16 protein-coding genes are annotated in these 24573 nt (G+C 62.1%); 8 read left to right on the top strand and 8 right to left on the bottom strand.

Annotated features, from left to right (window positions below; all coding sequences use genetic code 11):
* Window positions 1–46 precede the first annotated feature (46 nt).
* From ACYVIA_RS16800 to ACYVIA_RS16785, 4 genes are all read left to right on the top strand, one after another.
* Window positions 47–949, top strand: coding sequence for a universal stress protein (locus ACYVIA_RS16800; RefSeq protein WP_460842786.1), 903 nt, complete (start codon window positions 47–49; stop codon window positions 947–949).
* 90 nt (window positions 950–1039) lie between these two features.
* Complete coding sequence (locus ACYVIA_RS16795) at window positions 1040–3799, top strand: cation-transporting P-type ATPase (protein ID WP_460842784.1); 2760 nt, start codon at window positions 1040–1042, stop codon at window positions 3797–3799.
* A 234-nt stretch (window positions 3800–4033) separates the two neighbouring features.
* The gene (locus ACYVIA_RS16790; protein ID WP_460842782.1) at window positions 4034–4447 is read left to right on the top strand and encodes a ProQ/FINO family protein; all 414 of its coding nucleotides are present in this window, start codon (window positions 4034–4036) and stop codon (window positions 4445–4447) included.
* A 466-nt stretch (window positions 4448–4913) separates the two neighbouring features.
* A complete protein-coding gene (locus ACYVIA_RS16785) occupies window positions 4914–5330 on the top strand; it encodes a hypothetical protein (RefSeq protein ID WP_460842780.1) in 417 nt (138 codons plus the stop codon).
* 127 nt (window positions 5331–5457) lie between these two features.
* Here the strand turns inward: ACYVIA_RS16785 and ACYVIA_RS16780 are convergent, their stop codons facing one another.
* From ACYVIA_RS16780 to ACYVIA_RS16770, 3 genes are all read right to left on the bottom strand, one after another.
* On the bottom strand, window positions 5458–6549 hold the full coding sequence (locus ACYVIA_RS16780; RefSeq protein WP_460842778.1) for an alpha/beta fold hydrolase: 1092 nt from the start codon (window positions 6547–6549) through the stop codon (window positions 5458–5460).
* An 89-nt stretch (window positions 6550–6638) separates the two neighbouring features.
* Window positions 6639–10616, bottom strand: a complete 3978-nt coding sequence (locus ACYVIA_RS16775; RefSeq protein WP_460842777.1) for a translocation/assembly module TamB domain-containing protein — start codon at window positions 10614–10616, stop codon at window positions 6639–6641.
* Entirely contained in the window at window positions 10606–12423 is a 1818-nt protein-coding gene (locus ACYVIA_RS16770; RefSeq protein WP_460842775.1) for an autotransporter assembly complex protein TamA, read from the bottom strand. Before ACYVIA_RS16770 ends, ACYVIA_RS16775 begins: the two co-directional genes overlap by 11 nt.
* Window positions 12424–12549: 126 nt before the next feature.
* Between ACYVIA_RS16770 and ACYVIA_RS16765 the strand changes: the two genes are divergently transcribed.
* Window positions 12550–13245: a histidine phosphatase family protein gene (locus ACYVIA_RS16765; RefSeq protein WP_460842773.1), complete on the top strand. Its 696-nt coding sequence runs from the start codon at window positions 12550–12552 to the stop codon at window positions 13243–13245.
* 4 nt (window positions 13246–13249) lie between these two features.
* Here the strand turns inward: ACYVIA_RS16765 and selD are convergent, their stop codons facing one another.
* Window positions 13250–14302, bottom strand: a complete 1053-nt coding sequence (gene selD / locus ACYVIA_RS16760; protein WP_460842771.1) for a selenide, water dikinase SelD — start codon at window positions 14300–14302, stop codon at window positions 13250–13252.
* Between the two features lie 77 nt (window positions 14303–14379).
* Here selD and mnmH point away from each other — a divergent pair, with 77 nt between their 5' ends.
* On the top strand, window positions 14380–15429 hold the full coding sequence (mnmH, locus tag ACYVIA_RS16755; protein ID WP_460842770.1) for a tRNA 2-selenouridine(34) synthase MnmH: 1050 nt from the start codon (window positions 14380–14382) through the stop codon (window positions 15427–15429).
* Window positions 15430–15693: 264 nt separating this feature from the next.
* Here the strand turns inward: mnmH and ACYVIA_RS16750 are convergent, their stop codons facing one another.
* Together ACYVIA_RS16750 and ACYVIA_RS16745 are read right to left on the bottom strand one after the other, a co-directional pair.
* A complete protein-coding gene (locus ACYVIA_RS16750) occupies window positions 15694–17616 on the bottom strand; it encodes an AAA family ATPase (protein ID WP_460842768.1) in 1923 nt (640 codons plus the stop codon).
* 621 nt (window positions 17617–18237) lie between these two features.
* Window positions 18238–18417: a hypothetical protein gene (locus tag ACYVIA_RS16745; protein WP_460842767.1), complete on the bottom strand. Its 180-nt coding sequence runs from the start codon at window positions 18415–18417 to the stop codon at window positions 18238–18240.
* A gap of 364 nt (window positions 18418–18781) precedes the next feature.
* On the opposite strand from ACYVIA_RS16745, the gene ACYVIA_RS16740 reads away from it, so the two are divergent.
* Window positions 18782–21247 (top strand): sensor domain-containing protein, encoded by a 2466-nt coding sequence (locus tag ACYVIA_RS16740; RefSeq protein WP_460842765.1) that lies wholly within the window; start codon window positions 18782–18784, stop codon window positions 21245–21247.
* 12 nt (window positions 21248–21259) lie between these two features.
* On the opposite strand, the gene ACYVIA_RS16735 is transcribed toward ACYVIA_RS16740, so the two are convergent.
* Both ACYVIA_RS16735 and ACYVIA_RS16730 read right to left on the bottom strand, forming a co-directional pair.
* Window positions 21260–22489, bottom strand: coding sequence for a nucleoside recognition domain-containing protein (locus ACYVIA_RS16735; protein ID WP_460842764.1), 1230 nt, complete (start codon window positions 22487–22489; stop codon window positions 21260–21262).
* 49 nt (window positions 22490–22538) lie between these two features.
* Window positions 22539–23555, bottom strand: coding sequence for a formylglycine-generating enzyme family protein (locus ACYVIA_RS16730; RefSeq protein WP_460842762.1), 1017 nt, complete (start codon window positions 23553–23555; stop codon window positions 22539–22541).
* A 190-nt stretch (window positions 23556–23745) separates the two neighbouring features.
* Here ACYVIA_RS16730 and wrbA point away from each other — a divergent pair, with 190 nt between their 5' ends.
* Window positions 23746–24363 carry an NAD(P)H:quinone oxidoreductase gene (gene wrbA / locus ACYVIA_RS16725; RefSeq protein WP_460842760.1) on the top strand — a complete coding sequence of 206 codons (618 nt, stop codon included), beginning with the start codon at window positions 23746–23748 and terminating at the stop codon, window positions 24361–24363.
* Window positions 24364–24573 lie beyond the last annotated feature (210 nt).

Raw genomic sequence — 24573 nt, 5'->3', positions numbered from 1 at the left:
AAGCACGCCGGGCAGATTTTGGAATTTCACTTGGGAGAAAACAGACATGTCGACCTTTCAATGCTTGCTCGTGGCAACGGATTGCTCCGACCGCGCGGGCCGCGCCGAAGCACGGGCTGCGCTGCTCTGTCGCGAGCATCAATCCGGCAGGGCAGAACTTCTGACGGTCAGGGAGCGCGGTGAGCCGGATGTTCTTGCCCGGATCATGAAAAGCACGGTGGAAGCGGCCACCGCGCTGGCGACGGAAAATGCACGTCGAGAGCTTCAACTTCGGGCAGGCCTGCTGAAGGACAACCACGGTGTCGATTTCGATTGCAACGTACGTTTCGGTCATCCTGCCGCGGAAATCGTCGCGAGGGCCGAGGAAACCAATGCTGATCTCGTCGTCATCGGAGCGCACGGGGGCAACTTCTTTTCGGATCTGCTTCTTGGCAATACCGCAGACAAACTGACGCACCTGTGCAAACGCCCATTGCTCGTGGTGAAAAACCTGCCGCAGCAGGCGTACCAGCGTGTGCTGGTTCCGGTTGATTTTTCTGATGATTCGCGTCGTGCTGCAGAACTGGCACTTGCGATTGCTCCAAAAGCGGATGTCACATTCCTTCACGCATTTGAAGTGCTCGTCGAAGGGCAGATGCAGTACGCAAACATACCGCGTGAAACGATCTATGAATATCGTTTGAAGGCGCACGAAGATGCACGTGAACAGCTTAACCAGTTCATCAGCGAGCTCAACGCGGAAGACCGATTCATCAGCAGGGCAATCACCTTCGGCCTTCCCGGACCGGTCGTCCGTGACCACGTGAAAACCACCAAGCCGGACCTCGTCGTGTTGGGCAAGCACGGCAAGTCACGTTTTGCCGAGATGATCCTGGGAAGCGTGACACGCGACACGATCGACCAGACGGATTGCGACGTGCTGGTGGCGCCGGTACAGCACAACGCCTGATTGATCGTGCAGGTGCGGTCGTGCGGTCGTGCGGCCGTCCAGCCGGATCCGGGCGCGTCGCCACTCCAGGGTGGCGACCGAGGGGACTTGATGCCAAAGGGAGGCGCGGTGAAAGACAGTGATCAGAATGCGGTGAAACAAATATCGTGGCACGCGATCGGCGCCGAACAGGTCCTCGAGCAACTGCGTGTGAATCAGCGCCAGGGATTGTCCGAACGCGATGCACTCGCGCGCCTGGAACAATACGGACACAATCGGTTGCCTCCACCAAGAAAGCGGCCATGGTGGCTGCGTGTCCTGATGCAGTTCCACAATGTGCTGATCTACGTGATGCTGGGGGCGGCAGCGATCACCGCATTCCTCGAGCACTGGATCGATACCGGTGTGCTGCTCGCCGCAGTACTCGTCAATGCCGGTATCGGCTTCATCCAGGAAGGCAAGGCGGAGAAGGCGCTCGACGCGATCCGCGCGATGCTGTCGTTGCACGCTTCCGTCATTCGCGAAGGCGTGCGCAGGGAGATCGCGGTCGAACAGCTCGTCCCGGGCGACATTGTCGTGCTCGCGTCGGGCGACAAGGTGCCGGCGGACATCCGGCTGGTCGGCGGAAAAAGTCCGCGTGTCAACGAATCCATCCTGACCGGCGAGTCGGACGTCGTTGAAAAAAGCATCGCGCCCGTTCCCGTCGATGCCTCACTCGGCGACCGGAAATCCATGCTGTATTCCGGAACACTTGTCGCTTCCGGGCAGGCAACCGGCGTCGTCGTTGCCACCGGCCGCGAGACGGAACTGGGCCGCATCGGGACGATGCTCGAGCAGGTGCACGAAGTCACCACGCCGCTATTGCGGCAGATGGGGCAGTTCAGCCGCTGGCTTGCGCTGGCAATTGTGCTGATGGCTGCCGCTACGTTCGTCATCGGCGTGACCTGGCGCGGCCATGCGCCGGCTGACATGTTCGTGTTGGTTGTCGCACTGGCGGCCTCGGCCATTCCGGAAGGGCTTCCCGCCATCATGACGATCACGCTGGCGATGGGAGTCAGGCGCATGGCAAGCCGCAGCGCGATCATCCGCCAGTTGCCGGCCGTGGAAGCGCTGGGTTCCGTCACGATCATCTGCACCGACAAGACCGGCACGTTGACACGCAACGAAATGACGGTGCAACGGATCCTGACGGCAGACCGGGTGTTTGAAGTCAGCGGTTCGGGATACGCCCCGGAAGGCGCTTTCCATCTGGCCGGCGCCGTCGTTGTACCCGACGACCATCCCGTGCTCGGTGCAGTCGCCCGTGCCGTCTCGCTGTGCAATGACGCCGAACTGCACCAGCAGGACGGCAGCTGGCATTTGCAGGGCGACCCGACCGAAGGCGCACTGCTTGCCCTCGCACGCAAGGCGGGTGCCGATCTTGTGCAGGAGCGTGCGAACTGGCCGCGCACCGATGTCATTCCCTTCGAATCCGAGCACCGCCTTATGGCGACTCTGCATCATGACCATGCCGGCAGCGGCATCATCTACGTCAAAGGTGCGCCCGAGCGCATCATGGACATGTGCGAGCGCCAGAACGGTGACGATCCGCTGCAAGCGGACTATTGGCGACGCGGGTCGGCCGACTTTGCGGCGCGCGGGCTGCGTGTGCTCGCTGTCGCCGTGAAGGCGGTCGATCCCTCCCAGCGGGAGGTGCATTTTTCCGACCTGGAACGCGGATTCAGCCTGCTGGCGCTGATCGGCATCATCGACCCGCCCCGGGAAGAGGCAACAGCAGCCGTTGCGGAATGCACGGCGGCGGGCATCCAGGTCAAGATGATCACGGGCGACCATGCGGAAACGGCGCGTGCCATCGGTGCGCAGATGGGAATCGGACGCGACCGCCCGGCCCTGACCGGTGCCGAGATCGAACTGATGAACGACGAGCAGCTGCGCCAGGTCGCGCCCGCAATTGACGTCTTTGCCCGCTCCAGCCCGGAACACAAGCTGCGCCTGGTCGAAGCGCTTCAGGCCGGCGGGCATATCGTCGCGATGACCGGAGATGGCGTCAACGACGCACCTGCGCTCAAGCGCGCGGACGTCGGCGTGGCGATGGGCCTGAAGGGGACCGAGGCGGCAAAGGAAGCGGCGGACATGGTCCTTGCCGACGACAACTTTGCAACGATCAGCAATGCGGTCCGCGAGGGCCGGGGCATTTACGACAACATCCAGAAGTTTGTCCTGTTCATGCTTCCGACCAACGGCGGGGAAGGCCTGGTGGTGGTGGCGGCGATCCTGTTTGAGCTGCTGTTGCCGATGACACCGGCGCAGGTCTTGTGGATCAACATGGTCACGTCCAGTACGCTCGGCCTTGCGCTCGCCTTCGAACGTCCCGAGCACGACGTCATGCGGCGGCCGCCGCGGGATCCGCGCGAGCCGCTGCTGTCATGGTTCTTCGTGTGGCGGGTGCTGATGGTGTCGCTGCTGATGATGGCCGGTTCGCTCGGGTTGTTTTTATGGGAAATGCACAATGGGGCAAGCCTGGAAACGGCGCGCACCATGGCGGTCTCGGCCATCGTCGTCGCGGAGATGTTCTATCTGGTCAGCAGCAGGTACATATACCGGTCGGTCCTGTCGTGCGAGGGATTGCTCGGCAATCGTTACGTGCTGTATGCCATCGCCGCCTGTGCGCTCTTCCAGCTGGCCTTCGTTTACTCGGAGCCGCTGCAACGCATCTTCGGTTCGACCGCGCTGGGGGCGGGGCAATGGATGCGGGTCGCGCTTGCGGGAGTACTGCTTCTGTTTGTGGCGGAACTGGAAAAATCCGTGATTGCCCGTTTTCGCCGGCGTCGGGAGCCGGGCAAGACGGCTGTCCGGCCCGTCGCGACATGAACGGAATTGCGGCCAGATCCAGGGGAAACGGCGCGCCCGTTCAATGCAGCGGCCCGCCGCGCAGCGCACTCTCCTTGAAATCGGGGAATGCTGTCCTGCTGCATCTTCCGCAGGGCTTCATCCTTTTCTGCCTTCTGCGTATGAAAGATCGTTTCGCGCGCACGTTCTTCCCGGTACGAAACTGGCCGTTACCGTGCTATGCTGGCGCCGCATCGCATCCAAGTCGTTTCGAATATGAATCCCGTTGATAACACTCCTCTCCAATCCGCTCGCGCGCTGCTGAAGCAGCTTGAGCAGACCTTTGACGTTTTCCGCACCGCTGCGCCGCTTGCCGTCGGTATCGACAAGGCAGTCATCGCCCGCATGCCCGACGTCAACAGAAAAGCGCTCCGCATCGCGCTCGGCTTGCATACCAACTCGGTGCGCTATCTGAAGGCGATGGAGAAGGCGCAAACCCGCGTCGACCTGGATGGCAACCCCGCCGGCGAAGTGTCGGAAACCCATCGCACGCATGCATCGGAAGTCTTGCGCGAACGCTTCAAGAAGGCGGCAGAAAAGCGCAAGGAACAAGCCTTGGCGGAGAAGCACGAGCGCCAGCGTGCCGAGAAGCTGCGGCAGCTCACCGAAAAGTTTTCCTCCCGGCACTGACCTGACACGCCGTTGAGAAACAGTTGCGCAGGCTGATACTGCGGCCTGCGCTCCATCACAGTGCACTGCGTGACGTAAAGCCTGTACGCACGCTAACCGCGATCCCGGTACCCATCTTGCCGCGACGTTTTTCGACGAGCGGATAATTCTTCACGCCGTTCCGTTTTGATTCCCTCTGCTGTTCCCGGCGCGTCCCTGTATATCGATTCTTACGGCTTCGATTATTACCGCTGTCACGCCGCTCATGAGGATTGCTGCGCAACATGCGCGGCATGCCATGTTCCGCTGAATGCGGACCAAGCGCATGTTTCTTAACCCATATTAAAGACTTGGCGAAACTGAAACACCGCCTTGCAGTCCTAAGTAAGGTTGCCTCACAAGCCGCTGCGCCGACCTTGTCGCCGTGCATGCAGATTGATGCTGCGGCGTCGAATATTCCGGCCAGCCCTCACTCAAGGAGAACAGAATGCAGAAACTTTCCGTTGCGCTATTTGTGTCACTTCTTTCATTGGCCGGTGCCAGCCAGGCACAGTCCGAATCGCCCTCCACGGAGATCCGCGAAAGCACCGATCCGGCACGTGCGGCGGAGGTCGAGCAACGAGCCATGGAGATCCAGCAGCGTCAGCAGTCGATGAGTAGCGGTGCCACGTCGGGCAGCAGCGAGGCGACATCCGATGACGGGACGCAGAAAAAGAAGTCCAAGAAAACCAAGGCCCACAAAGCCAAGCGCTCATCCGATTCGGGCGCTTCGTCCGGTGCCAGCGGCGATAGCAGTGGAAAGGCCTCCGGCGCAAGCGGTTCGGGAACCTCCGGTGACAGCGGCGCGACGGGCAGCAGCACCGACAACAAGGGGAGCAGCCAAGGCAGCCCAAGCAGCCAATGAGCGATCAATAAGCGATCAATAAGCGATCAATAAGCGATCAATAGGCGGTCAATAGGCGGTCAATAAACGTGACGCGGGCGTGACGGCAGTGGCGGCTGGCTGTGACTGCCGGCGATGCCGGCACGCCCTAATGCCGCACTGTATTCAGCGCATGCAGCCATCCGAAAATCTGCGGCCACAGGTGGCGGTGCGCGTTGTCTCCCACCAGCGCGCCAACATGCGCCAGGGCGACGCCGGTATCGCCGTCGTAGCGCAAAAGCCGTTTTGTGCGGCTGGCCGCGGCCTCGTGGAAGGCAATCACGGACGCCGGCGGTATGACCACACTTCGCGGATCGTAGACTGACAGCAAGGGCGACGACAGGCTCTTCGGCCCGATGCGTCGTCCGTCGACAAGAAGCTGTCCGCGCATCAGTTCGTCACGGCGGTACAGCTGTTCCACCACCTGCTCGAACAGGACGCCCGCCATGGGCGCTTCGTCCAGCGTCCAGCGCTCGACCTGAATGTGGTTCTGCATCTGACTGCTTGACCCGAGGCTGGCGATGAAGTCCGCATAGCGCTCGGCACTGAAGGTGGCAGGGGAGGCGGTGCTGCTTGCCATGCTGAGCATCGACCCGGGTACGCGTTCAAGCATCCGGGCGATGCCGTCCGCCGGCGGCCCAAAGATGACCAGCGGCGTGAAGGATCCGGAATCGCGGGCGAAATGCAGCGGAGTCTCGATCAACACCGTTCCGGCCACACGTTCGCCGCGCAGCGCTGCATAGATGGCGGCAAAGACGCCGCCGAGCGAGTGCGCCAGCAGGAACACTTTCTTTTCCGGGCCCCGTGGGTGAATCGCCTCCACGCATTCGTCGATCAGTGTGCAGCCGTATTCCTGCAAGCCGTACTGCGACGTCGGGCCGGCCGGATCTTCCCATTCGATCAGATAGACGCGCATGCCTTGCCGTAATGCATGCTGGACAACGCTGCGTTCGGGAGACAGGTCCCAGATATAGTGGCGCTTGATCGGCGCAGGCACGATCAGCGCGACCGGTGCGTTGTCGTCATGCACGCCGGCCGGATTGTCATAGCGGCGAAGGCGCAGGCCGGGAACGGACAGGACGGTCGTCGACGGGCTTTCCCGTGGGCCGTAGCCGAGACGATCCATAGCGGCGCCGCGCTGGCGCCGTGCCTTGTCGAGGGATTCGAACCACCAGCGTATGCCGGTTGAAAGTGGCTGCATGCGTCCTCCGGAATGGTGATGCATGCTTGATCGTCCGAAGGAACGATTCGTTCAATGGGCAGCGCCTCTGTACGAAGGGAAACTCCTGCTCAATCGAAGGCGATGTTGTAGAACAAGGAAAGCGCGCTGCGGGTGCCGGCTTCGGCTTCCAGCGAGAGCTTCGGCGACAGGACATAGCGGAGTTGTACGACGCTGGCCGCGCTCTCCAGCCCTTGCTGGTAGCTGAGATAAAGGCGGGAGGAAATCTGCTTGCCGAGCGTGACGATGCGTTCCTGCAAGGTGTCCTGACTGGTGCCGACGCTGAAAGCATCGAGGCCGAATGCGCTGGCGATGCGGGATTCCACTCCTGACTGGGCGCCCTTCGACAGCAATGCAGCGGCGGCAGCCTGCAACGCGCCCATGTCCGATTCTCCAGCCGACGCCAGCCCGCGCCCGAGCACCAGCCAGGACAGTTTTTCGCTGTCGGGCACGGTCGGTTCGGAGACCAGCGTGATCCGCGGCTGCAGTACCGTGCCTTGCACCGACACGCCGGCTTCCACCTCCTGTCCCCGCCGCATGGCGAGCATGTCGAGCGCCGGATTATTAAGCGGTCCCCGGAACCGCAGTACGCCTTTTTCGATGGCCAGCTCGCGCCCGTAAGCGGCATACGTGCCCTTGCGGATGTTGAGCGTTCCCTGCGCGCGCAAGGGCTCGCCGGGCTCGCTCAGCAGCCTGGCCTGACCGACCAGCACGCCATCCAGGCCGCGGCCCTTTACCGTGACGCCATTGCCCAGCGAAATCGACACATCGATCGAGGCCGCCGTCTTTGCCGTCGGCTTTTCCTCACGGCCGACGATCACGACATCGTCCGACAACTGCGGCTTGCTTGCACTGCCAATGTCGATGAAGCCGGAATTGACGGTAAACGCGCCGGTGATGTTGGCACGGCGATCCTTCAGCGCGATCCGGCTTTCGCCGCTCACGGTCAGACGCCGGTCGGCGCGATTGAGCACGGCAAAGCGCTCGGCGGCAAGGACCAGTTGTGCAGCGACGCCACCGTCTTGGAAATCGACGGGGCCGGAAACCCGGACCGATCCTTCGCTTCCCTGGAACTGGAGACTGCGTATGACTAGTTGCTCGCCTTCGAGATCGCTCTGCAGGACACCGTCCCGCAAGTCCAGCCCGAATTCGGTCCATGTCAGGCGCAAGGACTCGCCCGCGATGCGGCCGGCAAGCCGGGGTTGTGAAAAATTGCCTGTCAGTGATACTTCGCTCTGCAAGCTGCCGTCGGCAAGGAGCGATGGCGAAATCAGCGGCGCGACCCAGCGCAGCGAAGGCACATCGATCTGCGCGCGGCCGGAGACAGGCGCGCCGGGGGCAATCGACAGGCGCGAGGCGCCGGTGCCGATTACGGACGACGCATTCACGTCGATGCGGCCGAGCTGGGCGCCGTCGGCATGCAGCTGAAGGGCGATCCGTCCGTCATCAGCCGCGGCGCTGGCTCTGAGCGAGCGCAGGCCAAGTGTCACCGGCGCAGCGCCAAGCATCGTTACGTCCCCGCGTTCGCGCTGGAGGCTGACCGTACCGGAAACCGTGTCGGCAATGCGCAGATCCCAGCTTCCGCCGACTTCGAGGTCGGTTTTCACCGCCGGCGCGGCGCTCAGCTGGTGCAGTACCTGTGCAAGTTGCAGACGATCGATCCGGCCGCGGGTAGTGATGGTGTCCTTGTCGCGGGCGAAGCGTTGCAAAGCGATGCGGCCGCCGGCAAGATCGACGAGGAAATCGTCAAGCTGCATTCTTGCCGCAGACAGCAGCAGGGTTGCCCGGGACGCGAGGCGCGCCTCGACGCGCCCGGTTGCATCAAAGCGCTCGATGCTCCCCTGCCAGCGCGGATCATCGGCCAGCTTGTCGAGGCCGCCATTGGCACGAAGCGTCCAAGCCTGTGGCGGCGTGCCGGGTTCCAGCAGGGCGACATCGATGTCATGACGTGCCGTCACACCCTGCGCATGAAGGCTGAACCGGTCGGCATGCAGCCCGCCGGTCGCAATACCCTCCGCCTGTACAGTCACTGCCAGCGGTGCCTCCGGCTGCGGGGAAAAGCGGATCTGCGCAGTCAGGCTCCGTACCTCGTCAGCGTCCAGCGCCATGCCGCGCACAGCAAGATCGGCAACGGCATTGCGCACGATAAAGCGTTGCTTACGGTCGATGCTGACCTCCGCCTTGCCCTGCATGGCGTCGATCTGCACCTTGCCGGGCATGCGCGCCTTGCTGGCTGTCCATTCCGCATTGATGCGCGGCTGTTCCAGGGTGCCGCGCACGACACCGCTGGCCTGCAGCGCGCCGCCGAACTGCCTGCCCAGCTGTGCAAGCCGTGGCGCATGCAGGTTGAAGGTCAAGGTCGAGTCATCTTGCGCAAGCCGGCCCTGCAGCTCGAGCCGGTTCGCACCGAAGGCAAGCTGGAACCGCGGCACGCGCAGCTGTTCGCCGCGCAGTTGCACTTCACCGTCACCGACCAGCGGCTGGCCTTCAAGGCTGCTGTCGGTGATGTTGAAGGCGAGGTCGGCTTCGAGCCGGGGCTGGCGTGCGCCGCGCAACGTGAAGTCGCCGTTGAGCAGCAGCGAAGGCGCATCCTTGAAAGTGCCCAGGTCCTGCAGGCGAAAGCGGTCGATTCTTCCTTGCGCACTGAACACCTGGTTGCCGGCAAGCGCAAGCTGAGCGGACGCCTCGATGCGTCCGCTGCCGGCCTGCAGTTCCGCGCGGTCCAGTCTTAGTTCTTCGTCGGAGAGCACGCCTTGTGCATTGAGTGCCACGCGCTGGTTCCGGTCCAGCGGCTCGGTGAGCGCAACCTTGAATTCCCGCTTGCCGGCTGCTTGCCGCAGCTCGACTTCGCCACGCAGCTGCGTGGCGCGCATGCGCTTGTCGATGCGCTGCAGGTTCAGTGCATTGGTATTGAGCGTCAGTGCCAATGTGCCGTCAGCGTAGCGGCCGCGGCCGGTGATGTCGCCTGCGGGAAGTTGCGGCGTACCGGGGCGGGCAAGGATATGCTCGAAATGGACCCGGCCGGGCTCCTGCCGGAAGCGCACTTGCAGCGCGGCCAGCGGCAACATGCGTTCCGCGTACTGTCCGGCCGCACGGTTGCGCACGCTGAGTTGTCCGGCGCCGCGTTCATCGTTCACGAAATCGATGTCGAGCGACGTCACCGGCAGTGTTGGGTCGAGGCCGTAAAGATCGAGCTCCCGTGCGGTCAGCTTTGCCGGCCCCAGCAGGCTGTCAGAGAACGGGCGCAGCACGGCACTCCCCCGCACCGGTGCGCGGTTAACCACCAGATCGGCTTCGGCCATCAGCTCCGCAAGGGAGCCGCCGAGCTTGAGCTGGCCTGTCGCGCCAATTTTGCGATCTTCCATCGTGGCGCTGCTGCGGCTGGAGAAGGCGGCGTCAAGTGCATAGGGCTTTTGCGTCGAGAGCGTGGCCTCGCCGCTGAATCGTGTGGCGACACTGCCGTTCTCCAGTGCCGAGCCGGCAGTAAATTCCTGCAGCCGCAAGTGGTAGCGGTTGCCGTCGTAATCGAGGCTGAGCGCGAATGCACCGAGCTTCACCAGGCTGACCGGCCCGCGCCCGATTTCGCCGCCGCCAACGCGTACCGTGTCTGCCCGCAGCCCGAAGGGGAGGCTGATCGTCTCCGGCAGTGTTGCCGGCTCCTTTTTCTGTTCGGTCTTGTTGAAGACGCTGAAGTGGGCGAGCTGCACCGACGTCAGGTGCAGCGTCTTGTCGAGCAAGGCTTGCGGCCGCCAGTTGATGCGCAGATCGGTCAAGGTGATGCGCCGGTCCGGTTGTTCGAGGACGAGGCTTTCAATCCGCAACGGCCCCGTCAGCCGACCATGCACGCCTTCGGCGCGCATCATGTTCCCGGTTCGTTCCGCGGCGGTGGACAAGGCGAAACGTGCTCCGCCTTCCGTGCCCAGCAGCCATGCGGCGGATCCGGCCAAAAGGACCAGGACAAGGCCAATGATGCCGAGCGCGATCACCAGCCCGCGGCGCAGGCGCGGCCGGCGTGGGGAGGGCGCCTGTTTTGCGGAATCAGAAGCCATAGCCGACCGAGAAGTGAAGCCGTGGCTTGTTCGTCGCGTGATTGCGTGCCACGTCGAGGTTGATCGGCCCGATCGGGCTGCGCCAGCGCACACCGACACCGCTGCCCCTTTCGAACTTGAAGTCGCGCCAGGAGTCGGCGGCATTGCCGGCATCGGTGAAAATGGCTGCTCCCCATTGCGGCATGAACTGGTAGACGACTTCCGCACTGACGACCGCGGTGACCTTGCCGCCGACTGTCGCGCCATCCTGTTGCACGCCGAGCGTGTTGTAGGAAAAGCCGCGCACGCTCTGGTCGCCGCCGGTGCGGAAGAGCAGGTCGCCCGGGATGTCGTAACGGTTCGTACCGAACACTTCCCCCACCGTACCGCGCAGCACGCCACGCCAGCGCGGCATCAGCGGCATCAGCAGGAGGCCGCGGCCGACGACGCGGGCAATGTCGCGTTGATTGATGAAGCCGCGCGGACCGACACCGAGGTCGAGCGACGCGACGTAACCGCGGCGCGGCGTCAGCGGATGGTCGAGCCGCCGCTTGGTATAAATGAATGAGCCGATCAGGGCCTGGCGGTTGTTGACGAAGGTGTCGCCGATGCGCTGCCGGTCGGCGAGAAATGCGATGGCCCAGGTCTTTTCATCCATGCGGTTCGGGCTGACGAGGCGCGCACCGGTCCGTATCTTGTCGTTGGTCTCGCCGCTGCTCGTTGTCTGCTCGTAGCGGGCGCCGAAGCTTGGCAGCCAGCCTTGCGGCAACCAGTCAAGATGCAGCGGGGGCAGGAACACTTCGCCGGACAGAAGCTGCGTTTCACGGTCCACACGCAACTCGGATTCGAGCCGCCAGTCGCGTCCGAGAAAATGGCGATCCAGCCATTTCACCTGCCCGCGTGCGCCGGTATCCGTCGAAAAGCCACCACCGAGCGACAGCCGCCTGCGCGGATTCTCGGTCAGGTCGACGCGCACCGGCGCATTGTGCGGCTTTGCCGGGTCGATCTCGACGGTGGCGAATGCGGAGCGGAAATATCCGGTGTCCTGTAACCGTGCCTGCAACTCGCTCAGTTTTTCCTGACTGTACGGATCACCGGTCCGGATAGGGTTGAGCGACTCGATCATTTCGATCGAGTAACGGTCGAGGCCGTTGATGTCGAGCTCGCCAAAGGTGAACGCGGGCCCCGAGTCGACTTCCACGGTGAGTGCTGCCGTATTGGTGCGCGGGTCGACCCGCGCTTCGCTGTGGGCCAGCGCGGCGGCGGGAAAGTCATTGACCAGCAGGCCTTTCAGCAGGGCGCTCTTGGCGTCGCTCCAGTCGGTTTGGCGGAAGACGGCACCCGGTTCGAGTTGCCAGCGTCGGCGCAGCCGCTGCATGCGACGCGGGTCGGCATCCGGCCCGCTGGCGATGCCACCGCGGAACTGGATCTCCACGCTGCTGACAACGGTCGGCACCCCGAGCTCGACATCAAAATGCGCAATCCATGGGCTGGTGTTCTGGTCCAGGCGCGGCCGGATGATCGGAGAAAAATAGCCTTCGGTGGCAAGCAGCTCGCGCATCTGTCCGGGGGTGATTGCGACAAGACGCTGTATCTCTTCGGGAGCCAGCCTGGTGTCGCCCGCGTGACGTGAAATATCGAGGTGTTCGGTGAGCATTTCCGTCAGGGATTCCGCACCGTTGATCCTGACAACGTAGGAAGGGCTTTCCTGGGCCTGAACGGTGGCGGCGTGCATCAGCAGGCAGGCTATCGCGGCGGGCAGCAGTTGCCGCATGCCGAAGATTGCGCTTGCTGCGCCCAATACGATCACGCGCAGGATCGTTCGCACTTTGCCCTTTTGTTTTTGTTGTGAAAGGTAGACATGATATCCGCTTATCGCTTCGACAATGGAGTGCGCCAGCTGTGAAGCTCTGATGGTGAAAGCGGCGGATCGCTTCAGGCGCGCGCCATTTTGTTGAGAAAGAGCAAAGTGTTTGCCTTGGCCGAGATCAAATGCGGCGACGGCGACCTGCTTTTGAATGAAGCTTCGCGTATCGGGGCGCAATCGGGAGAGAGGACGATGCTCAGGCAAGCGGCAGGCATCCTGCTTTTGCTGTTGCTGGCGATACGGTTGCAGGACACGGCTGCACAGGACGCGGAAGAAGAAGCCGTCTGGTCGGCGTTGAAAAACGGCGGCCATGTCGTACTGATCCGGCATGCGGTGACGGAGCCGCGCATCGGCGACCCGCCGGGCTTTCGGCTGGGCGACTGCAGGACGCAGCGCAACCTGTCGGCCCAGGGGCGCGAGGACGCGCGGCGCATCGGCGAAGCGTTTCGCAGCCGCGCGATTCCGGTGTCGGATGTCTTGTCCAGTCGCTGGTGCCGTTGCCTCGATACGGCCCGGCTTGCTTTCGGGCGGGCGACGCCGGCGACGATGCTGGACTCGATGTTCAATGACGACGACGCGCGACGTAACGAAGAAAAAATACGTGCGGTGAAGGCAGCCGTTGCCCGACGGTCGGCGTCAGGCAACCTGGTGTTAGTGACGCACAATGTGAACATCCGGGCGCTGACCGGCGTGTCGCCCTCATCCGGGGAAATGGTGGTGGTCCTGCCGGCTGCGGACGGGGAGATGAAAGTCGTCGGCCGCCTGCACGTGCCGCAGCCGTGATTTTCTATGCGGCCACATCCACCCTTGCCGGGCCGTCTTGCACTTCTCCGATGACTGCCGCGTGGGCGAAGCCTTCACGGCGGAACAGCGCCAGCACGTCATCGACTGCATCCGGCGCACACGAAACAAGCAGGCCGCCCGATGTCTGCGGGTCGGTCAACAACGCACGCTGCACCGGCGTGATGGTATCCGCCAGCGCAACCTCATGGCCGTAGCCGGCCCAGTTACGTCCCGAGGCGCCGGTCACATACCCTTGCTCCGCCAACGCCTGTACGTTGGGAAGCAATGGAACGCGGTGCATGTCCACGCGCGCACCCAGCTGTGCGCCACGGGCCAGTTCGAGAAGATGGCCGAGCAGGCCGAAGCCGGTAACGTCGGTCATTGCATGCACGCCGGGGAGCTCCGACAAGGCCTTGCCCGGCTTGTTGAGTTTCGTCGTATTCTCGATCATCGCGGCATAGCCGGCGGCGTCCAGCGCATTCTTCTTCAGGGCTGCGGAGAGGATGCCGACGCCGAGCGGCTTGCCGAGGATTAGCTTGTCGCCAGCCTTGGCATCCGCATTGCGCTTGACCCTGGACGGATGCACCAGGCCCATGACGACGAGCCCGTAGATCGGCTCGACCGAATCGATGGTGTGCCCGCCGGCGATCGGGATGCCGGCTTCGGCGCAGATCGACTCGCCGCCCTGCAGGATCTTGCCGACGATATCGAGTGGCAGCTGGTTGATCGGCATGCCGACCAGTGCGAGTGCCATGATCGGCGTGCCGCCCATCGCATAGACATCGGAAATCGCATTGGTCGCCGCGATGCGGCCGAAGTCGTACGGATCGTCCACGATCGGCATGAAGAAGTCGGTGGTGGCGATCAGCGCCTGCTCGTCATTGAGCTTGTAGACGGCCGCATCATCGGCAGTCTCGATGCCGACCAGCAGCTCCTTCGGCACGGGAAAGCCGCCGGAGCGCTTCAGGATATCGGCGAGCACGCCGGGCGCGATCTTGCAGCCGCAGCCGCCGCCGTGGGAAAAAGAGGTAAGTCGTATCTCGGTGGGAGCGTTCATGGTTATCAGCTTTCAGGCAAGACCGAGATTATCCCTCAACTGGCTCAAATCCGACGCGAACACGTACAATGTGGGGCATGCAAGACTTCACTTCCTATGAACTGATCATCGACGCGCGCAGCCCGCACGAATACGATGAAGACCGCATCCCCGGCGCGATCAACCTGCCGGTTGTCAATGACCAGGAATATGCCGAGGTAGGCACGCTGCACCGCACGAATCCGCTCGGTGCCTATCAGCTCGGTGCACGCTATTCGCTGATGAACATTGCGCGTCACATCGAGACCGATATCTCGAAGTGCGAGGCGCGCAGCAAGATCCTGGTGTACTGCTTCCGCGGCGGCAAGCGCAGCCAGGTCTGGTTCGATGTGCTTGCGACAATCGGCTATCGCGTCGAGAAACTCAAGGGCGGCTGGAAGGCTTACCGTCGCTGGGTGAACGAGCAACTGGCCGCGGTGCCCCTGAATTTTCGGTATATCGTGGTGTCCGGCCCGACCGGCTGCGGCAAGACCCGCCTGCTGGCCGCGTTGCAGGAGCAGGGCGCGCAAGTGCTCGACCTGGAAGGGATTGCCGTCCATCGCGGCTCCATCATCGGCGCGGTGCCGGGCAAGAAGCAGCCGACACAGAAGATGTTCGATAGCTTGCTGTTACGGCAACTCGCTCAGTTCGATCCCGCACGCCCGGTCTGGGTGGAGGCGGAGAGCAAGAAGATCGGGCAGGTGCAAGTGCCGGAAGCGCTGTTGACCGGCATGCGCAAGGGGCTGACGATCGCGGTTGACGCCGCCATGCCGCAGCGGGTGCAACTGCTGCGTGAGGATTATGCCCACTTTGAACAGGATCCTCAGGCGCTGATCGACCGACTGGCACATCTGCGTCCACTGGTCGGCGGCGAAGAATTCGCCGCATGGCAGGAGCTGGCAGCGCGGCATGCCGTGCCGGAGTTGTTCGAGCGGCTGATGCGCAATCATTACGACCCGAGTTACCGCCGCTCCATCGTGCGCAATTATCCCGCGATTGATGCTTCGCCCAAGGTCCTGCTGGAGGACTTGTCGCTGTCCGGGTTGATGCCGGTAGCAAGCGCATTGCGCGAGGCGCATGAATCGAGCCGGAGCGCCCAGGCGGCGTGATTTTGTCGAGGGCGGTATAAGCGAAAGCGGGGGCGTCTGGTAGCCAGACGCCCCCGTTGCAATTTTGTGTGCCGCAGATCGTCTTGTCTTGCAGGCAACGGGCACGGACAAAATGCTCGGTTTCTCTCGAAATCGGGATGCGCGCTTTCTTGGTTTCAGGAAATCGATCGCCCTCTTTGCAAGTCGGCTGCAAGAAGACCATATAAAAAAATGCCCCGGGGATGCCGGGGCATTGCATGCTTTTCAGGAAAAGGTGGTTCCGGTTCAGGCCGCCTTCTGCTGCGGCTTGGTCATTTCTTCCAGCAGTGAGAACACCTCGTCCTTGGACAGGACAAAACGCTCCAGCAGCACATCCTTCAGGTCCCACATCAGGTCCTTGTAGTCCTTCATCGCGTCCAGCGTGCGGGTGTACAACTCGTCCGCCTTGGATTCGACCTGGCGCACCGCCTCGTCGTTGGAGGCCTCACGCTTGAAGCGGGTGTAATCGACCTTGGAGCGCGAGTACATCGACAACTGGTTGACCATCAGGTCAAGCTTTGCCGTGATCTTCTGGATGTCGTTCTGGCTGCCGGTCGAGATGCCGCGTGCGCCGTAGAACAGTTCTTCCGCAGCCACGCCGCCGTACAGCTGGATCACGTCCTGTTCCATTTCCTCCAGCGTCTGCAGCGACACGTCTTCTCCGGATGACAGCACATAGCCGAGCGCGCCGATCTTGGAAACGGATTCGGTGCTGATCTTCAGCAGGTGCGACTGGGCCTTTACCTCGCCCCAGCTCTTGCCCTGGCGCAGCAACGGGTCGATCTGCATGAAGAAGTGGCCCAGCTCGTGCAATGCCACGCGCTCGCGCTTCTTGTCCTGCTCCGCCGTCGTTGCGCGGTCGGTCAGACCGATCGAGGCACGCTCGAAAGCGCGGAACAGCACGTCAGTGGTGATCTGGATCTTTTCCTGGATCGCGATCATGCTGGCACGGTCGACCACGGTTTCCAGCAGGGCCGGGCTCATGTTCGCGGTGATATCCGCCACGTAATCCAGATTCAGGTCGGACCAGTTCACGCATTCCGGATCCTTCTTGTTCAGGAACACTTTCAGCAGTTCGCGGCGCTCCGACCTGTTCGGCAGGCGGAAGTTGATCTTCACCTGGAAGCGGCGCAGCATCGCTTCGTCCATCTGCGAATTCACATCATCGAAGTTGGACGCCACCACCCAGATCACGCCGGAACCCTGGTCGCTCTTGACGCCGTCGAGCAGGCTGAGCAGCGTGTTGGCGGTATCGTCATCCCATTTCTTGTCGCTTCGGCCACGCGGCATGAACAGGCTTTGTGCTTCATCGAGGAAGATGATGCAGCGGCCCTGTGCGCATGCCTTTTTGTAAATCGCGTTCAGCGCCTTGGAGCCGCCGCCGACGAAGCCGTTTTCAAGGCCAGAGCCGGACGCCTGGATCAGCGGGATGTCGAGCTTCTTCGCCAGGTAGCCGGCGAGCTTGGTCTTGCCGGTGCCGGCAGGGCCGGTCAGCATCACGTTGAACGGCTTGTCGATGTTATGCGAGCGGTACAGGTCACGGTTGCGGATCATTTCTTCCAGGTGCGCGACTTCCTGCTTGATGTCTTCCATGCCGACGAGGTCGTCCATGCTGCCCTTCAGGCTGTCCGGCTTGATGACGTTGGCCGCGCCGGAGGACATGCCCGGCATGCCTTTCTTCAGGCCGACGAAAAGGAAGATCAGTAGCAGGATGCCGATGGCGTTGCGCGCAAGGAAGCTACCGACATTGGAGGCGAAGTCGTTCTGGCTGCCTTCATCCTTGAGCACGTCTTCATTCTTGGCGAGGAAGTCGTCCTTGGCGATCGCATACGGAATGGCATTTTTCAGCAATACCTCGCGCTCCAGGTTGGAGTGAGACGTGCTCGGCACTTTCACCACATGGATCTGGGCTTCGTCCTTGTATTTAAAGACATAGCGTGGGAAGTCCGACAGCGGCTCGGCGACGAGCAGGTAATCCAGACGCGCTTTGTTGGCGGCGAGCTTGGTGATCTCGGAGATGTCCTGTGTACGGACAACAGGCGTGGCGTCACGCAGGGTCAGCGGCTTGAAAACTGCGGCCGCGACGGTCGCAAAAGCCACCAGCACGAGCAGCGCCGTGACGACGTAGGCATTTTTGAAGGAGTCATACACCTTCGAAAAGTTTGGCATTCGTTGTTCCTATAAAACAGTTAAAACTGCACGCCTTCGACTGTTTATACAAACTGTACAGCGCGCAACATTTCGGGTAAGCAGTTCTAGGACAAGGCCGCTACGTAATGGTTGCCTTCACTGGGGGCAAAATTCGGTGTTTTTTTCTATGGATGCGATAGAAAGCGCGAAAATGGGCGAGTTTATGGCTAATTAAATATGTTTTCGGCGGAGATGTTGCGATACGGAAATGGGTGTGCCGCACTTCGGAAACGAGCTGGCACCTGCAAAAGGCTCGAAGAGGCTCTTGCGGCCAGCTTGAAGCAGGGTTGATCAGGCGCAATCTTTGGCGGTTGCCCCAGTGCTGTAATGAACCAGAACCTGGCGTGACCGATAGGGAGGGGCGATGGTTTCAGCGATTATTTTTTTACTGGCTCTGCTGACTGCCGTGGCGGTTGTCGCCGTGTTCGTCGCAGCACGAGAAGAGTTGGACAGGATCGACCGGATTTCCGAAGGCCGATCCCATTCCGGATAACCGAGGTCAGCCTCGCATCGACCTCCACCGGTTGGGTGCGCTGCATCCCGGTAGCAGCAGGCTGGCAAGACAGCCGATGTGCCGGGAATCAGGGTGTGTCCTTTAAGTCAGGCTACTTCTTTTTGAACGCTGAATTTCGATTCCAGCAAGCGGACAAAATTGATTAGTTCCTTATCGGTTGCCATGTCATTGAGGTAAGAGACATTACCATCGACAATCATCAGCTTTGCCTGGTGTGCCAGTGCGAGTATTTCCTCGCGCTTCATTTCTGTCTTCATCACGTTCATTCTCACTCTTCCATTTCAATATTCCTGCACGTTCCACAAGGGAATGCGCTGCGGTTGCACTTCTTAAAGGGCATTCAATACGGCGAATGCACCGCTCTTCACAATGTATGCCGGAGCATGTGCAATTTCGGTGCCAAGCTAGGAAGTGTGTTACGAAGTGTTTCGATCATTGCGGCACCGCCGACAATGCGTTTACGTCAAAGCCAGAGCGCCTGAAGGTGATCGAGAGCGGCGGTTGAAACGCGGCTGAAACAGTTCATCACACTCTGGTGGTATCGAACGGATGCGTCGCATGCCATAGTGGTAACATAGCCAGCCATGTACAACCATCGATCAACAGCGCCTGGCAGGGGTTGAAACCACCATGAGTTCCTCTTCAGGCAGCAAACCGGACTTGCAGAGCATCGTGCGCGCTCTGGCAGAACACTCCACGATGATCGTATGGGAAACCGATCTCAGCGGCCGTTGCACCTATCTCAACCCTGCCTGCATGCAGGGACTTTCCGCTCCCGGCGACATCTGCCTGCCAGACCTGTGGCAGTTCATCCACGCGGATGACAAGGCGCGTGTCGCGCATGCAATTGCCGATGCAAAAAGAAACCGGCGCGAATACCAGGTGGAATACCGGATCCAGCGCAGCGATGCTTCAATTCGCTGGGTCATGGAAATGGCCGCGCCAAAGTTTGCGGCCGAAGGCAAGCTGCAGGGCTACGCCGGCACATGGGTCGATGTAACAGAGAAACACAAAACGCTCGAACAGCAGGCCCGCAGCGAACTCGTGCACAAGTTGCTGACAGAAAACGCCCGCGACCTGATTTCCCATAGCGATGCAAACAATATCTACGTGTACGCCTCGCCTTCGCACAAGGACACGCTCGGATACGAACCGCATGAGCTGGTCGGCACGCACCTGTACGACTACATCCATCCGGACGACCTGGAGCAGGACCGGAAGGAAAACGAGGGCGGCCGCCGCCGTGCGCTGTCGACTATCCGCTTCCGCCACAAGAACGGAAGCTGGGTTTGGCTGGGTGCCAGCACCCGCGCGATCCGGGACCCGCATACCGGTGCCAAGTTGGGCGTCGTGTCGATTGCGCGCGACATCACGGCGCAGATCGAGGCCCAGCGCGAACTTGCCAGAAGAGAAGAGCGCTTCCGCAGCCTGACGTCGCTGTCCTCGGACTGGTACTGGGAGACGGACGCACAGAATCGGTTCACCTTCCTCTCGGACGGCTTGTTCCAGCACCTGCGGATACGGCCGGAGCTGCTGCTCGGGACCGTCTTCAGTTCGCATGTGAAGGACCCGTCGGCACCGGGCCTGATCACCGCCCAGGAAAGCATCGCGGCGCGCAAACCCTTCCATGACATCATTTATCCGGCGGAACTGGCGACGTTTCCCGGCACGGTGCGTTACCTGCGCCTTTCCGGCGAGCCTTTCAGCGAAAACGGCGAGTTCCGTGGCTATCGCGGTGTCAGTCGGGACGTCACGCACGAAGTCCGCAACGCTCGCACGCTGGAGCGCCTTGCGACGCGCGATGCATTGACGGAGCTGCCGAACCGCACGCTGTTGCAGACGCGCCTCAAGCAGCGGCTGACGGAGCAGCGCGGCGACCTGCCGCTGGCGGTGTTCTTCATCGACCTCGACAATTTCAAGGAAGTAAATGACTCGCTCGGCCACGCCGCCGGCGACACGATGCTCAAGGAGGTCGCCGGCCGCTTCACACGCTGTTTGCGTCCGGACGATACGGTGTCGCGCCTCGGTGGAGACGAATTCGTGGTGGTCTCGTCGTGCCGCAACGGGGACATCTCTGCCGTGCGGCTTGCCGAGAAGCTGCGCAAGGCGCTGGAAGCGCCGGTGCTGGTGGCCGGCCAGGAATTCAAGGTGGCGGCGTCGATTGGCATCGCCATGTATCCCCAGGACGGTGAAACGACCGATGCGCTGCTGCAGAACGCCGATACCGCGCTGTACCGCGCCAAGGCGGCCGGCGGCGGCACCTTCCGCTTCTATACCGCGGAAATGGGTGCCGCGTCGCGTTCGCGCATGTTGCTGCAGGCGGCGCTGCGCCATGCGCTTGCGCGCAACGAATTCCAGGTGCATTTCCAGCCGCGGGTCAACCTGAAGACCTACGACATTACCGGCATGGAGGCGCTGCTGCGCTGGACGCATCCGGAGCTGGGTCCCATTTCTCCGGCAGATTTCATCCCGCTGGCCGAGGAAACCTGCTTGATCGAAGAGATCACCGACTGGGTGTTGCGGCAGGCGACTTCACAGGTGCAAAAATGGACCGCGCGCTATGGCCGCCCGCTCACCATCTCGGTCAATCTGTCGGCGCGGCAGCTGCGGAACAAGAAGGTCCTGTTCTCCGTCGTGCATGCCTTGCGCAACAGCGGGCTGCAACCGGGGCAGCTGGAGCTGGAACTGACGGAGACGGCGCTGATGGAAGACACTGACATGGCGGCCGGCCTGTTGCGCGAACTCAAGGCGCTCGGCCTGCGCCTGTCGGTGGACGATTTTGGCACCGGCTATTCGTCGCTGGCCTATCTGTGCCGGTTCCCGCTGGACAGTCTGAAGCTCGACCGCTCCTTCCTGCTGCAGAAGCAGCCGGATGACGCCAACCCGTGGCGCCTTGCGGAAGCCATCATCAACCTTGCGCATACGCTGAACCTGTCGGTCGTCGCGGAAGGCGTGGAGAGCGAGGAGCACCTCGCCTTCTTGCGCACCACATCCTGCGACGAGATCCAGGGTTCCTGCATTAGCGATCCCTTGCCGGCGGCCCAGCTGGAAAAGCTGCTGATCAAGGCGGCGGGCAAGATTTCGCGGCGCGCCTGAATTAGAGCATTTTCAGCCGAAGAACCAGTAGCACACCGCAATCGACGCCAGCACGCCGGCAAGGTCAGCCAGCAGTGCACAGCCGACCGCATGCCGTGCACGCTGGATGCCGACAGCGCCAAAATACACCGCCAGTACATAGAAGGTCGTCTCGGTGCTGCCTTGTACCGTCGCGGCCAGTAACGCAGGGAAGCTGTCCACGCCTTTGGCCTGCATCAGTTCGATCAGCATGGCACGCGCGGCGCTGCCGGAGAACGGTTTGACCAGCGCGGTCGGCAAGGCATCGACGAAGCGCGTGTCCCAGCCCGCCATCTCGGTCAGATAGCGAATCGCGCCCAGGGCCATGTCGAGTGCGCCGGAAGCGCGCAGCACACCCACCGCGCACAACATGGCGACCAGATAGGGCAGCAGGTTCTTCGCCACGTCGAAACCTTCCTTGGCGCCTTCGACAAAGCTCTCGTACACCGGCACGCGGCGCAGCGCGCCAAACAGCAGGAACAGCAGGATCAGGGAAAACAGCACGAGGTTGCCGAGCAGTGCAGACAGGCTGGCGAGGGCAGCGGCGGTCAAGCCGGCCAGCGTTGCCATGAACCCACCCATTAGCAGCGCGAAGCCGCCCAGCCACGCCAGCACCACCGGGTCGCGCAGTTTGAGTCGCTGCATGAATGCCACGGACAGGAAGCCGGCCACTGTCGACGCGCTGGTGGCGATCAGGATCGGCAGGAACACCAGCGTCGGGTCCGCCGCACCTTGCTGCATGCGGTACATGAAGATCGATACCGGCAGCAGGGTGAGTGACGATGCATTCAGCACCAGGAAGAGAATCTGTGCGTTGCTTGCGACTGAGGGATTGGGGTTGAGTTCCTGCAGGGCACGCATGGCCTTCAGTCCGATTGGCGTCGCCGCATTGTCCAGCCCCAGGCCGTTGGCGGTAAAGTTCAGCGTGATCAGGCCGAGCGCGGGATGGCCGCTCGGCACCTCCGGCATCAGCCGGCGAAACAGTGGCGCGAGCCAGCGCGCCAGCGTCTCCACCAGTCCGGCTTTTTCCGCGATGCGCAGGAACCCCAGCCAGAGGGTGAGGGTGCCGAACAGCAGCACCATGACGTCGACCGAGAGTTTCGCCATGCCGAACAGGCTTTCGACCATCGCGGCGAACACGCCGGCCTCATCGCCCACCAGCCAGCGCCCGAAGGCGCTCACCGCAGCAACCACAAAAAAGCCCAGCCACAGGCCGTTCAGCATGTCCTATCCTTCCTGATTCAACTATTGAGTGAGCCGTCTTGCGGCGGCATCAGTCCGCTTCGCGCACGAGCCGTATGCCGACCAGCGTGTAGCGGGTCTGCGGTGCATTCCAGTTGCGGTATGACGACCTCGCATAGAGCGGCCATGTATGCCACGATCCGCCGCGCCGCACGCGCACCGTGCCGGACGCCGGCCCTTGCGGATCGTCCACCGGCGAATTGGCGTAGTAACGGTCGTCGTGCCAGTCGGCGGTCCATTCCCACACATTGCCGTGCATGTCGAACAGGCCGAATGCGTTCGGCGCGAAGCTGCCGACCGGCGCGGTGAATGCAAAGCCGTCGCTGCCGGTAAGGGCGAATGTCCGCCACTTCGGCCAGTGCTGCATGGCGTCGGCATCGAACACGTTTGCCGCCGCAAGCAGCGATTGCGGATCGTTGCCGCTGTGGTAGCGGCTGCGCGTGCCGGCGCGCGCCGCGTATTCCCATTCCGCTTCCGTCGGCAGGCGGTATGTCCTGCCTTCCGTTGCGCTCAGCCATTTGGCCATCGCGACTGCATCGTTCCAGGTGACGTTGACGACCGGGTGCGCATCGTCCTGCGGAAAACCGGGGTTTTGCCAGGAGTATTTCCGGTCGCGCCCTTCGAAGGCGTCGCCCTTGACGGATTTCGCCGGATCGTAGGACGGGTTGTAGCCGTAGCCGCCCGTGCCGTCCGCTTCGGATTCGGGCCGATAGCCGGAAGCCGCGAGAAAGCGGCGGAACTGGCCGACGGTCACTTCATGCTTGCCCATGAAGAAGGGACGCGTGATGCGCACCCTGTGCACCGGCTGTTCGTCGGTGAGCTCAAGAAAGCGCTTCACGTCATAGTGGGGAAAGCCCTTTGCCAGCGCTTCCACCGATTCATCACTGCCCATGAGAAATTCACCGGCGGGGATGAGAACGAATTCCATGCCGAGCGAATTGGTCGCTGTCGCAGACGGAACCGTGGTGGATGTTTGCACTGCCGTCGCGGCGACTGGCAACAAAGTCAAGGCGATCGCGGGAATGAGAGTCGTTGCACGCAGCCACATGGATTGAAGTGATGAGGGAGGGGGAGTGTTTTGCACCTGCGAAAGTATCAGCGGCTTTAGGCCGGTGGTCAATCGCGCATGGAGGGGCGCGGTTCAGCCGTTGCGCTCTTGCATGCATGGGGGCGCAGGAATTTTTTGCACATCCCTCGTTCAAACCGGGCACCGGTCATCCCAGTTCACAGGAGGTAGCATGGCAACGAAAATCCACGTGGTGTTTTACAGCATGTACGGACACATCTACAAAATGGCCGAGGCGATTGCTGCCGGCGCCAGGGAGGAGCCGGATGTCGATGTGACGGTGTTCCAGGTGCCGGAACTGGTGCCGGATGACGTGCTGGAAAAAAGCGGTGCCAAGGCCGCGCGCGCGGCCTTCGCGCATATTCCCGTCATGAAGCCGGAGCAACTCGCCGACGCGGACGCAATCATCTTCGGCACGCCCACGCGCTTTGGCAACATGGCCGCGCAGATGCGCAATTTTCTTGACCAGACCGGCGGGCTCTGGGTGAAGGGCTCGCTGATCGGCAAGGTGGGCAGCGTCTTCACGAGCACGGCGAGCCAGCACGGCGGCCAGGAGACCACGATCACGAGTTTTCACACGACCCTGTTGCACCAGGGAATGGTCATCGTCGGTACGCCTTATTCGGAACAGCGCCTGACCGGGATGGATGAGATCAGCGGCGGCACGCCCTATGGCGCAACCACGATTGTCGGCACTGACGGCTCGCGCCAGCCCTCGGAGAACGAACTGGCCATCGCGCGATTCCAGGGAAGGCACGTGGCCAGAATTGCAAAGAAGCTTGCGGGATAGGGATGGCAGACAGCATGACGTTCTGATAAGGAGACGTTGCAACGAGGGCAAGTACGTTTGCCCTCCATGAGCGTCTCTGCCTGCTTTATACATGGACCTCGTCGCATCGCCGTGCATTCGGTGATTATTCAAACGGCAATGTGCGCGTTTCAATTCTGATCACTTTTAGTGACGGTGCTCTACAAAAAGTTAAAAACATAGAGGCCACTC

This window comes from Noviherbaspirillum agri (assembly GCF_054780595.1).
This window is presented reverse-complemented; position numbering and strand designations above follow the sequence as displayed.

Excerpts from the sequence above, each read along its gene's own strand:
- ACYVIA_RS16795 (WP_460842784.1), top strand. The coding sequence starts at position 1,040 with ATGCCAAAGGGAGGCGCGGTGAAAGACAGTGATCAGAATGCGGTGAAA.
- ACYVIA_RS16780 (WP_460842778.1), bottom strand. The coding sequence starts at position 6,549 with ATGCAGCCACTTTCAACCGGCATACGCTGGTGGTTCGAATCCCTCGAC.
- wrbA (WP_460842760.1), top strand. The coding sequence starts at position 23,746 with ATGGCAACGAAAATCCACGTGGTGTTTTACAGCATGTACGGACACATC.
- ACYVIA_RS16750 (WP_460842768.1), bottom strand. The coding sequence starts at position 17,616 with ATGCCAAACTTTTCGAAGGTGTATGACTCCTTCAAAAATGCCTACGTC.
- mnmH (WP_460842770.1), top strand. The coding sequence starts at position 14,380 with ATGCAAGACTTCACTTCCTATGAACTGATCATCGACGCGCGCAGCCCG.
- ACYVIA_RS16745 (WP_460842767.1), bottom strand. The coding sequence starts at position 18,417 with ATGAACGTGATGAAGACAGAAATGAAGCGCGAGGAAATACTCGCACTG.
- selD (WP_460842771.1), bottom strand. The coding sequence starts at position 14,302 with ATGAACGCTCCCACCGAGATACGACTTACCTCTTTTTCCCACGGCGGC.
- ACYVIA_RS16790 (WP_460842782.1), top strand. The coding sequence starts at position 4,034 with ATGAATCCCGTTGATAACACTCCTCTCCAATCCGCTCGCGCGCTGCTG.
- ACYVIA_RS16735 (WP_460842764.1), bottom strand. The coding sequence starts at position 22,489 with ATGCTGAACGGCCTGTGGCTGGGCTTTTTTGTGGTTGCTGCGGTGAGC.
- ACYVIA_RS16730 (WP_460842762.1), bottom strand. The coding sequence starts at position 23,555 with ATGTGGCTGCGTGCAACGACTCTCATTCCCGCGATCGCCTTGACTTTG.
- ACYVIA_RS16800 (WP_460842786.1), top strand. The coding sequence starts at position 47 with ATGTCGACCTTTCAATGCTTGCTCGTGGCAACGGATTGCTCCGACCGC.
- ACYVIA_RS16775 (WP_460842777.1), bottom strand. The coding sequence starts at position 10,616 with ATGGCTTCTGATTCCGCAAAACAGGCGCCCTCCCCACGCCGGCCGCGC.
- ACYVIA_RS16740 (WP_460842765.1), top strand. The coding sequence starts at position 18,782 with ATGAGTTCCTCTTCAGGCAGCAAACCGGACTTGCAGAGCATCGTGCGC.
- ACYVIA_RS16785 (WP_460842780.1), top strand. The coding sequence starts at position 4,914 with ATGCAGAAACTTTCCGTTGCGCTATTTGTGTCACTTCTTTCATTGGCC.